The sequence below is a fragment of the Stagnihabitans lacustris genome (assembly GCF_025950525.1).
Taxonomy (GTDB): Bacteria; Pseudomonadota; Alphaproteobacteria; order Rhodobacterales; family Rhodobacteraceae; genus Stagnihabitans.
Map to the genome: position 1 here is coordinate 346,598 of NZ_JAPDGS010000002.1, position 13,709 is coordinate 360,306.

Here is a 13,709-nt window from a genome sequence, read left to right on the forward strand (position 1 = left end):
GGAAACGAGCCGTTATCCTGCCGATGCAGGCCTCTGCGTCCATCGCGGATTGTGCCAGTCTATGCCTTCCAGGAGATAGCCCAGTTGGGCCGCCGAGACCTGGACCGCGGTTCCGTTCTCACTGACGGGCCAGATGAACGTCCCGGCCTCCAGCCGCTTGAGATAAAGCGACATGCCGACCCCGTCGTGCCAAAGCACCTTGATCAGATCGCCCTTGCGCCCCCGGAAGCAGAAGATCTCCCCGCCGTGCGGATCACACCCAAGCCCCTGTTGGACCTTCAGCGCGAGGCTGTTCATCCCGCACCGCATGTCGGTCGCGCCGCCCGCAATCCAGACCTTTGCTGCCGCCGGAAACGCGATCATGCCCGATCCAAGACCTGAACGAGGCGCGCCAGAGCCATCGGGTCGATCGTCACACCGACCGCGAGCTTGCGCCCATTGCCCAGGGTGATCTCGATGCGATCACCACGACCAGCATCCGAACCGAGCGCCGACGGCGGCACTGACTTCAGAGCCATCTCCGAGGCGACCTCCACTGCAAGGAATTGGGGCCGCCTGTCGCAGGCAAGCCGCCCGGCCCTGTAATCCCGACGCCACCGCGTCAATAGAGCCCGCGAGATCCCATGCCGCCGCGCCGTCGCCGAGCACTGCCGAAACCCGCGCAAGCTCTCCTCGACGATCCGAACCTTCTCCGCATCCGTCCATTCCCGCCGCCGACCTTTGTCGACGACCGAGAGAACCTCAACCTGTGATCTGAACTTAGAGTCATCCATAAGGTCAGCGTCTTAGCTGACATCAGCCAATGGCATCAGACGGCCGGAACCGGAGGCTTACGCAAAGCCGGTCAAGGGGGCCAGTCTGTTGCTGCTTCGCCTGCCTGCCCCCAAGGTCCCCGACGCGCAAAAGCAAAACCCCGGGCGGCCGACCTGGCCTGTCCCGGGGCTTGGGGTTTGACCCCCGGCCTGGATCCGATCGTATGGTCAGCCCGCCTTCAACAAGTCCTGCAACTCGCCCGTCACATCGGCGATCTTTTCGGCCAGGACCGAAGTTTCCTCGGCCAGGCGCGACACCTCATGCGCGACAAAGCCAAAGCTGGCGCCGAATTGGCCAGCGCGCCCGGCCTCGAGCCTGGCATTGATGGCCAGAATCCGCAGGGTGCGCAAAACCTCTACGATTGGGACGGTATTGCCCAAAAGCGCGCGCGCCTTTTGCGAAATCGCCGCCAGCATCTGGATGTTGTGCAGCTCGGCCAACCGTGCGCGGTCGGCGTCGATCACCGCGCCTTCAAGATACAAAAGCTCGTCGCCCTGATAGACCCCGCCGCCGATTTCCTGCACCCAGATGGCAGAGCCATCGGGCCGGATGATCCGGTAATCCACGTTCCAATTGCCCTTCTCCGCCAAGGCGGCATCGACCGCGTCATAGACCGATTGCAGGTCTTCGGGATGGGTCTGCGACGTATAGGACCGCCCGGCGCCGGTGAAGGCCTGGGGGTCATGTCCGGTCAGGCGGCGCACTTCGCCCGCCATGAACATCATCGTGTAATCCTTGTCGTTCCGACAGCGATACAGAAACCCGTTCATCCGGTTCACGATGGAGTGGATGATCTCCAGCTCTGGAATCGAATCGTCCAACATGCGTCACACCTTCTGCTGCGCGTCCCAGACTAGCCGCCAAGGTGTTAACCAAGACCTAAGCGCGAAGCGATATCCGCGCCGCCAGACGCAAGGCCTGGATCGGGTCCGGGCTAAAGGTGGGCAGGATCGGATCATAGGCGGCGCGGATCAGGGCGGCGACATCGGGCGACAACACCGTCACCCCTGCCGTCCGCGCCAGAAAGGCCGGCGCATCCGGCCCCCACAGCAGGATCATCCGCGCGGCCTCGGACAGGGCAAGGTCTTCGGCCGGCAGGTCCGCCAGCGCGCCCCCCATGCACAGAAAGGTGAAACAGGCCCGGATTGCGCCCTGATCGTCAAAACGGAACAGGCGGTAGTGATGTGCGCCCTCGGCGGCCAGGCGCGCACATAGCGGCGCAAGGTCGGGCACCAGCCGGTCCAGGTTCGGAACCTGCGGCAGCTCTGTCCAATCGCGGAAGAAAAACACCATCAGATTGGCGCCCAGCTCGGGATCGGTCTCGGCCATCTTGTGACCGGCCAGCGTCACCACGGCCTCGATGGCACCCTTGACGACGGCCAGCGTGGCATCTTCGACACCAAAGACCACCGGCACGATGGGCCGCCCCCAGCGCGCAAAACGAAAGCCCGCGGGATGGGTGAAGGCTTGGGTGATCGTGTCGGGCGTCATGGCAGGGACAGGATTTCTTCGGAGGTGGCAGCCCGGGCAAAGCTGCGCAGATTGGCCAGGCTCATATCCAGAACGGCTTGCGGAGGGAAGACCCGGCCGTCCTGCGCCCGGCGTGGAAAGCAGACCAGCGCATCCGTGACCAGCGTGACCGCGAAGCCCAGGTTCCCCGCCATGCGTGCGGTGCTTTCGACGCACATGTTCGCCTCGCCGCCGCAGATCAGCAGGGGGCCGGACAGCCGCTCGGCCAGGTCCGTGCCGATAAAGGCCGAGGAGCCGCGTTTCACCACGATCTCTTCGCCGGGCAGGGGCGTGACCTCTGCCATGGCCGCGCAAAGCGGGTTCAAGGGGTGAAAGCCGTCGGCAGGATCATCGCCGTGGTGGTGGACATGGATCACGCGCCAGCCCCGGGCCCGCGCATGATCCAGAAGTCGCCCCGCCACAGTGGGGGCCGCGTCATTGGCCCAAGGCCAGTCGACAGAGCGTTCGGCGCGCATGGCCTCTTGCAGGTCGATGACGATCAGCGTCCGCACCTCAGCCCCCCAGGAAATCGACCTTGCCGATCTCGACCCCATTGCCGCGCAGGATGTTATAGGCGGTGGTCAGGTGGAAGTAGAAATTCGGCACGGCGTAAGAGTTCAGGTAGAAGGGCGCGGCGAAGGTCAACTCGCGAGGGCCGGCCTTGACGGTGATCGTCTTGGCCTCGGCGCCGTCAAAGGCCGCTTCGGGGATCGACTGGATGAAGGCCAGGGTCCGTGCGATGCGGTCTTGCAGCTCGGCCAGCGTGCGTTCGGTATCGGCAAAGGGCGGGACCTCGACCCCGGCCAGCCGCGCCGAGGCGCCCTTGGCATGGTCGGTCGCGATGCAGATTTGCCGCCACAGCGGGAACATGTCGGCGATCAGACGCAATTCGCCCAGAACCTCGGGCTTGATCTTCTTGGCCTCTTCATGGGCTCGCGCCTTGCCGAGGATGGCAGAAAAAGCGGTCAGCGAATGGACAAAGGCGGGGACGGGCGATTGCATGGGGGCTCCTCCTGGGGATGGTCGCAGGATGAGGATATTTCGCCGTATGGCAAGGGCTGCCTTGTCCATTCATCTTTTCAAAAATATCCCCGCCGGAGGCTCTTGCTTTCAAAAGCCCTTTCGGCGGGGATATTTGGGCCAGTATCAAAGCTCAGAGCCCCAGCGACCAGCGCATGATGGATTTTTGCGCGTGCAGGCGGTTTTCGGCCTCGTCGAAGACCACCGAGTGGGGGCCGTCCATGACCGCCGAGGTCGCCTCGTCGTTGCGATGGGCGGGCAGGCAATGCATGAACAGAGCATCGGGCTTGGCCGCGGCCATCAGGGCCTCGTTGACCTGATAGGGGCGCAGCTGGTTGTGGCGGCGCTCTTTCGCGGATTCCGGGTCATGCATCGAGACCCAGGTGTCCGTGACCACCAGATCGGCGCCGATCACCGCGCGGTGCGGGTCGCGGTCAATGGTGATGGTCGCGCCCTTGGCCCGGGCCTCGGCCACAAAGGCGGCTTCGGGGTCCAGTGTCTCCGGCCCGGTGAAGGTCACGTCAAAGCCGAACTGGCCCGCCGCATGCAGGAAAGAGGCGCAGACATTGTTGCCATCGCCGCACCACACCACCTTTTTGCCCGCGATCGGGCCGCGGTGTTCCTCATAGGTCATGATATCGGCCATGATCTGACAGGGATGCGTGCGGTTGGTCAGGCCGTTGATGACCGGGACGGTGGCGTGTTCGGCCATTTCCAGAAGCGTTTGCTCTTCGAACGTGCGGATCATGATCAGGTCGACATAGCGCGACAGGACCCGGGCGGTGTCGGCGATGGTCTCGCCATGGCCAAGCTGCATTTCCTTGCCCGAAAGGACCATGGTCTGGCCGCCCATCTGCCGGACGCCGACGTCGAAGGAAACGCGGGTCCGGGTCGAGGGCTTTTCGAAGATCAGCGCCACCATGCGGCCCGCCAGCGGCTGGTCGTCATCGGGGGCGCCCTTGGGGCGGTTGTTGCGCGCCTGTTTCATCGCATGGGCCTTGTCCATCATGGCCCGCAGTTCGTTAGCGTCGGTCTTGTTGATATCGAGGAAGTGTTTCATGTCACACGTGATTTTTGGTGGAGCCCGCCGGGGGCTGTCTGCCCCCGGACCCCCGAGAGATATTTACGCCAGTATGAAAGAGCGGGCTCGCAGGCCAGAGCGATGCGCGCGTTCGGTTGACGCGTGTTGGGGGGCTTGGTGCACTTACGCCTCCAGGCTTTGGGCTGCGGCTTCAAGCCGGGTCAGTGCCTCGGCGATATCGGCGTCCGGGATGTTCAAGGGCGGCAGCAGGCGGATGACATTGTCGGCCGCGGGCACGGTCAGCAGGTGCTGGGCATAGCCGGCCTTCACGATATCGGTGTTGGTGGCCTTGCATTTCAGACCCAGGATCAGGCCCTCGCCGCGGACGGCTTCGAAAAGCTTGGGGTGGGAGGCCACAAGGCTTTCCAACCCCTGGCGGAACAGGGCGGCCTTGCGGCCCACCTCGGCCAGGAAGGCGTCGTCGGCCACGATTTCCATCACCTTGGCGCCGACCGCGCAGGCCAGGGGGTTGCCGCCATAGGTGGAGCCATGGCTGCCCGCGACCATGCCCAACGCGGCCTCTTCGGTGGCCAGCACCGCGCCAAGCGGGAAGCCGCCGCCGATGCCCTTGGCCACCATCATGATATCAGGCGTGATGCCCGCCCATTCATGGGCGAACAGCTTGCCGGTGCGGCCGACGCCGCATTGGACCTCGTCGAAAATCAACAGCGCGCCGTGTTGGTCGCACAGGTCGCGCAGGCCCTTCAGGCACTGGTCGGGGACCTTGCGGATGCCGCCCTCGCCCTGGATCGGTTCGATGATGACCGCACAGGTCTGGTCGGTGATCGCGGCGCGGATCGCGTCGTGATCGGCCCATTTCAGCTGGGTGAAGCCGGGCATCAGCGGGCCATAGCCCTTGGTCATCTTTTCCGACCCTGCCGCCGCGATGGCGCCGGTGGAACGGCCATGGAAGGCGCCCTCGAAGGCGATGATCTCGCTCCGGGGCGCGCCCTTTTCGTAATGGTATTTCCGGGCCATCTTGATGGCGAGTTCCGCCGCCTCGGTGCCGGAGTTGGTGAAGAAGACCGTGTCGGCAAAGGTCTTGTCGACCAGCATTTCGGCCAGCCGCTCTTGTTCCGGGATCGTATACAGGTTGGACACGTGCCAGATCTTGTTCGCCTGTTCGGTCAGGGCGGCGATCAGGGCCGGGTTGGCGTGACCCAGCGCATTGACCGCGATCCCGGCGCCCAGGTCCAGGTATCGTGTCCCCTCTGCGGTGATGGCCCAGGCGCCCTCGCCCTTCACAAAGGCCAGGGGGGCGCGGTTATAGGTCGGCAGAACAGCAGAGATCATGGGACTTTACCTCGCAAGAAGCCCAAGGGGTGCCAAGGAATGGCGGGAAGGTCAACGATGTATCAGGAGGATATGACGGGAGCGTCACGCAAAAGCGTGTCAGCGTCGCAGGGAAAGGGTGCGGGTCACGGTCATGGGGCAGGGCATAGGGCGCGCGCCGCGACCTGTAAAGCAAAATCCGCCTTGATCTTGCCCCCGAATGGCCTTTCCCTTTGCGCGAACGGCCCTTAGGGAGGGTCAACCTTGGAAAGGGCAGGGCATGGCGGTGGATGTGAAGAAAAAGGCCGATCCAGAGCGGCTTTTGTCGTGCCGCAAGCTGCCGATCCGCTATCTGTTCATTCCCAAATGCGGCTGCACCTTTGTCAAGAACCTGATCTGGCGGCTGGATCACGGCCAGACCTTCCACAATCCCAAGCGCATCCATGACGTGATGGAGGATTTCGCCCGCGCCTCGGCCTTTGGCCTGGACGAAGACGCGATCCGCGCCGAAGAGCACGCCTTTACCATCCTGCGCAACCCGGTCGACCGGTTCCTGTCGCTGTATTTCGACAAGGTCGTGGGGTCGGGCTGGACGAAATATGTGCCTTTGCGCGCGACTTTGCAGAAACACGGGCTGAACGTCGAGGCCGCCACGCCCGAAGAGCATCGCCGCAACTGCATGATCATGATCGACTGGCTGGAAGTGAACCTGACCGGCGAAAATGACCTCCCGCGTGAGGCGCATTGGACCCCGCAATGGTATCGCGGCGACATCATGAAGGGCTTTGACCTGAAGCTTCTGACCTTGAGCAATCTGGATGGGCGGCTGGAGATGCTCTTGCGCGACCTGGTGCCCGAAATCGGCGCGGTCATGGCCGAGATGGAGCGCTATGCGACGAATTCTAAAGACAAGAAGGACGCCGTGCTGGACAACAAGGTCAAGTCGCGCATCAATCAGGTCTATCGCCGCGACCGGGAAATCTTTGAAAAGCTTAAGGATATCTGGCGCGACACCAAGCCTGACAGGATGCAGGACATTCCCCGCGCTTCTGCCGTTCTTTAACGATTAGGGGAATGTTAGGGGCAAAGGGCTAACCTGAACCTGGGTAGTAAGGTGAGGGTTTGGCCGTGTTGGGTCTTTTGCTTTTGGCCGGCTTGGGCGTTGCAGCCGCGGCTTTCGTCGATCATGTGGATTCCTCGGGCGACGACGAGGAAGAGCCAGAGGCCCTTGCCGCCGATGCGGCGGTGGGCCAAGGGGATTTGCTGGACGATCCTGCAGAGGGGCCCGCAGAGGAGCCCTCAGAGGGGCCGGCGGTTGACCCGGCGGTTGACCCGGGGGCCGAGCCGGCGCCGGAACCCGAAGCCAGCTTCCCCGAGGGCGGGTCGGACGACGGGGCCGACATGGGCGCCACGCCGACCGTTGACGCCGATGCGGATGGGGGGGGCGATCCCGACCCGACGGCAGGCGACGGGATGGCAAACGGTGACGGAGATGCGGCGACCGATCCTTCTGCGGCCCCGCCAACGGATACGGCCCCGCCAACCGATACCGCGACCCCCGAAGCAACGGCAGAAACCAACGCGGATACAACCTCTGACCCGGCGCAGGCCATGGCTGTGGCGCCTCCGGTTCACAAGGTCTTTGGCGGCGCGGGGCACGATTCGCTGGAGGGCACGGCGGGGCGCGACTTCCTGGAAGGCCGGGCCGGCAATGACACGCTTCAGGGGCGGCAGGGCAACGACAGCCTTGTGACCTTTGACGCGGGCCAGGACCGCGCCTGGGGCGGCATGGGCAACGACAGCCTTTACGGCTACCGGGTCAATGCCATGCCGGGGGGCGACACCTCTTTCGTGGTCGAGGATCACCAGGTCGACCGCCTGCACGGCGGCATGGGGGCGGACAAGCTGTGGCTGGCCTCGGGCGATATCGGCACCGGCGGCATGGGGCAGGACGAATTCCACCTGTCCTGGGACGTCGATCATGCCCAACCGGCCCGGATCACCGATTACCAACCCTCGACCGACCGCATCGTGATCGAGTTCACGACCAACCATGCCGATGCCGACATGGACCCGATCACCGGCGCCGAGCAGAACGTGACGACCGCAGCCCTGGGCGATGGGTCGGGCACGGCGATCTATCTGAACGGTCAGCCCATCGCCCATGTCATGGGGACGACGGCGCTGCGGGCCTCGGATATCTCGGTTGTTCACCTGTGAGGGGCTGCCCCGGGCTTGACCCGGGGCCTCGCCTTAGTCGCCCAGACGCGTGATGCGGCCTTCGACGGCCGGGGAAACGGTCCCGGCCGTCTCGACGTAATCCATCACCGCATTGGCCACCAAGACCCCCGCACCGGTGTCGTTGATCATCCGCCCGCCGCCAAGCGCGTCATAGCCGTCGCCGCCCTCCAGCATAAAGTTGTTGACCGCGACCTTATACAGGGTGGCGGCCTCCAGCGGCTTGCCCGCCACCGTGACCGCCGAAACCCGCTTCCCCGGCTCGGCCGAGGCGTCATAAGTGAAGGCCAGCCCCGAGACCTGGGCAAAGCGCCCGGCGCCCTTTTCCACCTGCGAAACCGCGTTTTCCAGCGCCGCCAAAAGCTGGCTGCCCGGCAGTTCGGTCAACTGCACGGTGTTGCCAAAGGGCAGTTCGGTCAGCATATCGCGCCGCGTCAGCTTGATCCCCGCGTCATAGGTCCGGTCGGCGCGGATGCCGCCGCCGTTCATCAGCGCCACATCGGCCCCCACCGCCGCCCGCATCGCATCGGCGATCAGGTTGCCCATGGCGCTTTCCTCGCCCCGCACCACATTGCGGCGGCTGTCCAGCGCGGTTTCGCTTGTGCCGATCTCGGCCCCCAGTTTCGCATCCAGATCCGCCCTATAGCTGTCGACCAGCGCCTGAGTCTCCGGATCAGGCGTGACCGTCGCGGTGTCGATGAAGCGGAAGGTCGGCACCCATTTCACGACGCGCTTGCCGTCCTTTTCCGTCACATCGACCATCAGGTCCAAGGGCGCCAGCATCCGCGCATCGACCGAGGTTTCGACATAGGCCGTCACCCCGTCATAAGAGGTCGCGTAATGGTGGTCATCGCCCGAAAGCACGACGTCGAAGGCCTTGGAATGGATCAGTTTCAGGTCGTTGTAGACATCGGTTTGCACGACGCCCACCACCAGGTCGGCCGTTTCACGCGCGGCCCGGGCGGCCTCGATCGCGCTGTCCACCGTGGGGGCAAAGGTCAGGTCGCCGGTGTTGGACACCTGCGGCGAGGTGTCCTGCGCCACCGGGATCAGCGCGATTTTCACGCCCGCCACCTCTTTGATCACGACCCCGCCCAGACCCTCCATCTGCAGGTTGATCGCGGCCCAAGGGTATTTCGACGCCTTCATCTTTTCGGCGAAATTCGCAGGGCCAAAGTCGAATTCGTGGTTGCCCGGCACGGCCAGGTCAAAGGGCACGATATTGGTCAGGTCAACCGTGTTTTGCCCCTTGTCGAAGCCCGAAATCAGCGAGGGCGACAACATGTCGCCGTCAAACAGGTAAAGCGTGTTCGGATTGGCCGCCCGCTCCGCCCTTGCCACCGCGTTCAGCCGGGCAAAGCCGCCCTGTTTGCCATCGCCGTCAAAGGCATAGACATCGCCCACGCCCAGAAGCGTGATCTTCACCGGCTCGGCGGCAAGCGGTCCTGCGGCAAGTGTCAAAAGCGCCAGGATCTTCAGATGATTCGTCATGCAAACCTCCCTTTCTGGGTGCAATTAGGCTGCGCCCGGCTGGGGCGCCTGTCAAAAGCTTTGCCCGCATTGCGTGACAGCGTTGCAAAGGTTGACCGCAGGGGCGCTTTCGGGCATGGGAGGCACGATCCGACCCGAGGTTTCCCATGCTGATCTACAAGATCTTCCGCCGCCCCGAATGGGTGGCCTTCCGCGACGCCGGAGAGACTTTGGGCGCCCCCATCGACCTGGCCGATGGCTATATCCATTTCTCGACCGCGGCCCAGGTGGCCGAGACGGCGGCGAAACATTTCACCACCGAAAGCGACCTGGTGCTGTTGGCGGTCGATGCCGACAAGCTGGACACGCTGAAATGGGAGCCTTCGCGCGGCGGGGCGCTGTTTCCCCATCTTTACCGGGCCTTGCGCGCCACCGATGTGGTCTGGGACAAGTCCCTGCCGCTGGGCGCGACCGGTCATATCTTTCCCGAAGGTGTTTTTTGACGTCGATTGAACGCTTTGGCCTTGCCCTGCTGCACAGGCTTGACCCGGAAACCGCCCATGCCCTGTCCCTGTCGGCGCTGAAATCGGGCCTTGCGCCGCTTCCGGGGCTTGTGACCTCGGCGCGGTTGGCCACGACGGTGGCGGGGCTGGCCTTGCCCAATCCGGTGGGCTTGGCTGCGGGATATGACAAGAACGCGGTGGCCGTCAGCGCCCTGACGCGGTCGGGCTTTGGCTTTATCGAGGTGGGGGCCGCGACGCCCTTGCCCCAGCCCGGCAACCCCAAGCCGCGGCTGTTCCGTCTGACCGAGGACCGCGCGGCGATCAACCGCTTTGGGTTCAACAACGAGGGGGCCACGGTCATCGCAGGCCGGCTTGCGGCGCGGGCGCCTGGCCCGGTGCCGGTCGGGCTGAACCTGGGGGCCAACAAGACCTCGACCGACCGGGCGGCGGATTTCGCCCGGGTGCTGGCGCTGTGCGGGCCGCATGTCGATTTCGCGACGGTCAATGTGTCTTCGCCCAATACCGAAAAGCTGCGTGACCTGCAGGGGCCCGCCGCGCTGGCGGCCCTGCTGGCCGGCGTGATGGAGGTCCGCGCAGGCCTGGCCCGCAAGATCCCCGTCTTCCTGAAAATCGCGCCCGATCTGACGGGGGACGAGCTGGCCTCGATTGCCGAAGTGGCGCTGGCTTCGGGTCTGTCGGGGATCATCGCGACCAATACGACCCTGTCGCGTGAGGGGTTGCAGTCGGTGCATCGCGATCAGGCGGGCGGTCTTTCGGGCGCGCCGGTGTTCGAGAAGTCGACCCGGGTTCTGGCGCAACTGTCGCAGTTGACCGAGGGGCGGATACCGCTGATCGGCGTGGGCGGCGTGTCTTCCCCCGAAGAGGCGATGGCCAAGATCGAGGCCGGGGCTTCGGCGGTGCAGCTGTATACGGCGATGGTCTACAAGGGAATTTCGCTCGCCGCCGAAGTGGCGCGGGGCCTGGACGCGCTTCTCGCCGCGCGGGGCTTTGATACGGTGGCGGCAGCGGTGGGGTCCAACCGGGGGCGCTGGTTGTAATGGACGGCGGGATTCATCCCGCCGCCCTTACGCCATCGGCGTCCAGATCACATCGTCGATCCGCGGCGCATGGGTGGCCAGCATCACCAGCCGGTCAAAGCCCAAAGCCACGCCCGAGGCCGGGGGCATCAGGGCCAGCGCCTGTAGCAGGTCCTCGTCCAGCGGATAGCGCTCGCCGTAGACGCGGGCTTTTTCGTCCATCTCGGCCTCGAAGCGTTTGCGCTGTTCGACAGGGTCGGTCAGCTCGCCAAAGCCATTGGCGAGTTCGACCCCGCAGGCGTAAAGTTCAAAGCGTTCGGCCAGGCGGGGATCACCGGGCAGTCGGCGCGCCAGGGCCGCTTCGGCGGCGGGATAGCGGTCCAGGATCGTGGGGCGGCCCATGCCCAGATGCGGTTCGACATGCGTGACCAAAAGCGCGGACAGAAGGTCGGACCAGGTGTCATCGGGCGCCACGCGCAGGTCCCGCGCGCGGGCCGCGGCGGCGAGGGGAGCGACTTCGGTCGTGCCATCAGCGCGGATCGACTCCATCAGGTCGATGTCGGCGTAACGTTTCAAGGCGTCCACAACGCCCAGGCGTTCGGGCGGCTCAAACGGGTTGCAAAGCGCCTCGCCCCAACGGAATTCGCGGGTGCCCGCGATGGTCGCGGCCATCTGCATCAGATGCAGGCAATCCGTCATCAGCTGGGTATAGGGTTCCCCGACACGATACCATTCCAGCATGGTGAACTCGGGATGGTGGCGCGGCCCCCGCTCACGGTTGCGCCAGACATGGGTCAGGGCGAAGATGCGGGTCTCGCCTGCCGCAAGCAGCTTTTTCATCGCGAATTCGGGCGAGGTGTGCAGGTAAAGCGTCTCTGCCTGGCCGTCATTGCCGATGGCGGTCGTCGCAAACCCGTGAAGATGCGCCTCGTTGCCCGGACTTGCGGCCAGGGCGGTCGGGTCGATCTCCAGGAAGTCCTGTTCCCCGAACCACAGCCGCAGTTGCGTGGCCAGCCGCGCGCGGGTCAACAGCGCCGGTCGGCGGTCCAGGTGTCGGTCGGGGTGCCACCAGCTTTTGTTGGACATATTCTTTCTCTGGCGATTTCTTGCAAAGCAGGCTAAAGGCGGCTTCATCTGCCTCCGCTTAGCCTTGGGGGCCCGTGGACACAAGGAATCCCCGACGTGAAAGTCATCGCTTCTTCGCTGCGCAAGGGCAATATCGTGGAACTGGAAGGGCGGCTTTATGTTGTCCTCAAGTCCGAGAACTTCCACCCCGGCAAGGGCACGCCGACGACTTCGGTCGACATGCGCCGGATTTCCGATGGCGTGAAGGTGGCCGAGCGCTGGCGCACGACGGAAATGGTCGAAAAGGCCACGGTGGATGAGCGTCAGTATGACTACCTTTATGCCGACGGCGAGGGTTATCACTTTATGGACCCGGCCACCTATGACCAGGTGACGGTCTCCGAAGAGATCGCCGGCGACGGCAAGGTCTTTTTGGTCGAGGGCGTGAAGGTCTATATCCAGACGTTTGAGGATGCGCCGATCTCGATCGAATATCCGCAGAAGGCCACGGTCGAGATTGCCGAGACCGAGCCCGTGACCAAGGGTCAGACGGCGTCGTCGTCCTACAAGCCCGCGATCTGCACCAACGGCCTGCGCGTCATGGTGCCGCCCCATATCGACGTGGGCACCAAGATCATCATCAACACCGAAGACCTGACCTATCAGGAACGCGTGAAGTAAGCTGTCCCTTTGCGGGATTGGACGCCGCGGGTCGCAAGGCCCGCGGTTTTTGTTTGTGGGGGAGGGTGCGCGCGGGGAGACCCTTGCGCCGCTCGGCGGAGGGGGGGGCCTTTGGCGGGGGCATCGAGCCCCCTTCAAAGGCGGCTGCCGCGCGATTGTCCGGAAAGGTGGTCCAGGGTCCCGGGCCGTTCGCGCCCAACCGCGGCTGCCACCTGCGTGTCGGGAAAGGGCGCGGGCAGGGACGGGTCCGCCCGCTTGCCACCCGACCGAAGCCTTGTCTGTGCCGTGACCGGGTGCAATTTTCCCCGCGGCAGCAACGCGCGGAGCGGGCTCGATGCCCGCGACGGGCGTGGTTTGGGGGCAAAGCCGTGCAACAGGCATCGCCCCCGCCGCAAAAGGGGGGCCGCAGAATAAACCCTGCGGTTTCCGCAGCCTGGGCCTGGGGTCAGTCCGCCCCCGGGGCTTGCAGCAGCGTCACCCAGGTCTCGCCATAGCGTCGCTGATCGACCTGCGTGAAGCCCTCGGGCGGGGGCAGGGGCGCGCCTTCCTCCCACAGCACCCAGGCGCCGGGGGCCAGCCAGCCTTGCGCGCGGGCCGAGGCCAGCGCCCTTTCCCCAAGCCCCTTGCCATAGGGCGGGTCCAGGAAGACCAGGTCGCAGGGCTCTACCGCAAGGGGCAGGGCGGTCGCATCGGCCCGAAGATGGCGCGCCACAACCGCGCCGCCCGCCGCCATCTTGGCCATATTCGCCGCAATCAGCCGGGCCGCCACGCGACCGTCATCGACCAGAACCGCAGCCAAGGCGCCGCGCGACAGGGCTTCCAGCCCCAGCGCCCCCGTCCCCGCGAACAGGTCCAGCACCCGCGCACCGCGCACCAGGTCGCCTTGGCGGCCGTTCACAGCCAAATTGAACACCGCCTCGCGCACCCGGTCCGAGGTCGGGCGCAGATGCGCCTTGGGGTCGCCCTCGCCCACCTCGGCCAGCGTGAGCCCGCGCCACTTGCCGCCGATTATGCGCAACG

Annotated in this window: 16 protein-coding genes; 5 read left to right on the top strand and 11 right to left on the bottom strand. The window is 65.0% G+C overall.

Annotated elements, in window-relative coordinates:
* Nucleotides 1-12 precede the first annotated feature (12 nt).
* The 8 genes from tnpB to NX862_RS06295 form a co-directional block, all read right to left on the bottom strand.
* Entirely contained in the window at nt 13-363 is a 351-nt protein-coding gene (gene tnpB, locus NX862_RS06255; RefSeq protein ID WP_264493023.1) for an IS66 family insertion sequence element accessory protein TnpB, read from the bottom strand.
* Nucleotides 360-773 (bottom strand): IS66-like element accessory protein TnpA, encoded by a 414-nt coding sequence (gene tnpA, locus NX862_RS19445; protein WP_413694539.1) that lies wholly within the window; start codon nt 771-773, stop codon nt 360-362. Before tnpA ends, tnpB begins: the two co-directional genes overlap by 4 nt.
* A gap of 207 nt (nt 774-980) precedes the next feature.
* On the bottom strand, nt 981-1,637 hold the full coding sequence (locus tag NX862_RS06270; RefSeq protein ID WP_264493024.1) for a PAS domain-containing protein: 657 nt from the start codon (nt 1,635-1,637) through the stop codon (nt 981-983).
* 55 nt (nt 1,638-1,692) lie between these two features.
* Complete coding sequence (locus NX862_RS06275; protein ID WP_264493025.1) at nt 1,693-2,304, bottom strand: DUF2927 domain-containing protein; 612 nt, start codon at nt 2,302-2,304, stop codon at nt 1,693-1,695.
* Nucleotides 2,301-2,834: an isochorismatase family protein gene (locus NX862_RS06280; protein WP_264493026.1), complete on the bottom strand. Its 534-nt coding sequence runs from the start codon at nt 2,832-2,834 to the stop codon at nt 2,301-2,303. Before NX862_RS06280 ends, NX862_RS06275 begins: the two co-directional genes overlap by 4 nt.
* Nucleotide 2,835: 1 nt before the next feature.
* Nucleotides 2,836-3,324 (bottom strand): DUF1993 domain-containing protein, encoded by a 489-nt coding sequence (locus tag NX862_RS06285; protein ID WP_264493027.1) that lies wholly within the window; start codon nt 3,322-3,324, stop codon nt 2,836-2,838.
* A 151-nt stretch (nt 3,325-3,475) separates the two neighbouring features.
* Nucleotides 3,476-4,402, bottom strand: coding sequence for an ornithine carbamoyltransferase (gene argF / locus NX862_RS06290; RefSeq protein WP_264493028.1), 927 nt, complete (start codon nt 4,400-4,402; stop codon nt 3,476-3,478).
* A 144-nt stretch (nt 4,403-4,546) separates the two neighbouring features.
* Nucleotides 4,547-5,716, bottom strand: coding sequence for an aspartate aminotransferase family protein (locus tag NX862_RS06295; RefSeq protein ID WP_264493029.1), 1,170 nt, complete (start codon nt 5,714-5,716; stop codon nt 4,547-4,549).
* A gap of 259 nt (nt 5,717-5,975) precedes the next feature.
* On the opposite strand from NX862_RS06295, the gene NX862_RS06300 reads away from it, so the two are divergent.
* Complete coding sequence (locus tag NX862_RS06300) at nt 5,976-6,758, top strand: sulfotransferase family 2 domain-containing protein (RefSeq protein ID WP_264493030.1); 783 nt, start codon at nt 5,976-5,978, stop codon at nt 6,756-6,758.
* 65 nt (nt 6,759-6,823) lie between these two features.
* Nucleotides 6,824-7,915, top strand: a complete 1,092-nt coding sequence (locus NX862_RS06305) for a hypothetical protein (protein ID WP_264493031.1) — start codon at nt 6,824-6,826, stop codon at nt 7,913-7,915.
* Nucleotides 7,916-7,948: 33 nt separating this feature from the next.
* On the opposite strand, the gene NX862_RS06310 is transcribed toward NX862_RS06305, so the two are convergent.
* Entirely contained in the window at nt 7,949-9,424 is a 1,476-nt protein-coding gene (locus NX862_RS06310; RefSeq protein WP_264493032.1) for a bifunctional metallophosphatase/5'-nucleotidase, read from the bottom strand.
* A gap of 146 nt (nt 9,425-9,570) precedes the next feature.
* On the opposite strand from NX862_RS06310, the gene NX862_RS06315 reads away from it, so the two are divergent.
* Both NX862_RS06315 and NX862_RS06320 read left to right on the top strand, forming a co-directional pair.
* Complete coding sequence (locus NX862_RS06315; RefSeq protein WP_264493033.1) at nt 9,571-9,906, top strand: DUF952 domain-containing protein; 336 nt, start codon at nt 9,571-9,573, stop codon at nt 9,904-9,906.
* Entirely contained in the window at nt 9,903-10,964 is a 1,062-nt protein-coding gene (locus tag NX862_RS06320) for a quinone-dependent dihydroorotate dehydrogenase (RefSeq protein ID WP_264493034.1), read from the top strand. Before NX862_RS06315 ends, NX862_RS06320 begins: the two co-directional genes overlap by 4 nt.
* 27 nt (nt 10,965-10,991) lie before the next feature.
* Here NX862_RS06320 and epmA read toward each other — a convergent pair whose 3' ends face one another.
* Nucleotides 10,992-12,029: an EF-P lysine aminoacylase EpmA gene (gene epmA / locus NX862_RS06325; RefSeq protein WP_264493035.1), complete on the bottom strand. Its 1,038-nt coding sequence runs from the start codon at nt 12,027-12,029 to the stop codon at nt 10,992-10,994.
* 96 nt (nt 12,030-12,125) lie between these two features.
* On the opposite strand from epmA, the gene efp reads away from it, so the two are divergent.
* Nucleotides 12,126-12,689, top strand: a complete 564-nt coding sequence (gene efp / locus NX862_RS06330) for an elongation factor P (protein ID WP_264493036.1) — start codon at nt 12,126-12,128, stop codon at nt 12,687-12,689.
* Between the two features lie 445 nt (nt 12,690-13,134).
* Here the strand turns inward: efp and rsmD are convergent, their stop codons facing one another.
* The gene (rsmD, locus tag NX862_RS06335) at nt 13,135-13,707 is read right to left on the bottom strand and encodes a 16S rRNA (guanine(966)-N(2))-methyltransferase RsmD (RefSeq protein ID WP_264493037.1); all 573 of its coding nucleotides are present in this window, start codon (nt 13,705-13,707) and stop codon (nt 13,135-13,137) included.
* Nucleotides 13,708-13,709 lie beyond the last annotated feature (2 nt).

Excerpts from the sequence above, each read along its gene's own strand:
- tnpA (WP_413694539.1), bottom strand. The coding sequence starts at position 773 with ATGGATGACTCTAAGTTCAGATCACAGGTTGAGGTTCTCTCGGTCGTC.
- NX862_RS06285 (WP_264493027.1), bottom strand. The coding sequence starts at position 3,324 with ATGCAATCGCCCGTCCCCGCCTTTGTCCATTCGCTGACCGCTTTTTCT.
- tnpB (WP_264493023.1), bottom strand. The coding sequence starts at position 363 with ATGATCGCGTTTCCGGCGGCAGCAAAGGTCTGGATTGCGGGCGGCGCG.
- NX862_RS06315 (WP_264493033.1), top strand. The coding sequence starts at position 9,571 with ATGCTGATCTACAAGATCTTCCGCCGCCCCGAATGGGTGGCCTTCCGC.
- NX862_RS06300 (WP_264493030.1), top strand. The coding sequence starts at position 5,976 with ATGGCGGTGGATGTGAAGAAAAAGGCCGATCCAGAGCGGCTTTTGTCG.
- NX862_RS06295 (WP_264493029.1), bottom strand. The coding sequence starts at position 5,716 with ATGATCTCTGCTGTTCTGCCGACCTATAACCGCGCCCCCCTGGCCTTT.
- NX862_RS06270 (WP_264493024.1), bottom strand. The coding sequence starts at position 1,637 with ATGTTGGACGATTCGATTCCAGAGCTGGAGATCATCCACTCCATCGTG.
- NX862_RS06310 (WP_264493032.1), bottom strand. The coding sequence starts at position 9,424 with ATGACGAATCATCTGAAGATCCTGGCGCTTTTGACACTTGCCGCAGGA.
- epmA (WP_264493035.1), bottom strand. The coding sequence starts at position 12,029 with ATGTCCAACAAAAGCTGGTGGCACCCCGACCGACACCTGGACCGCCGA.
- argF (WP_264493028.1), bottom strand. The coding sequence starts at position 4,402 with ATGAAACACTTCCTCGATATCAACAAGACCGACGCTAACGAACTGCGG.
- NX862_RS06275 (WP_264493025.1), bottom strand. The coding sequence starts at position 2,304 with ATGACGCCCGACACGATCACCCAAGCCTTCACCCATCCCGCGGGCTTT.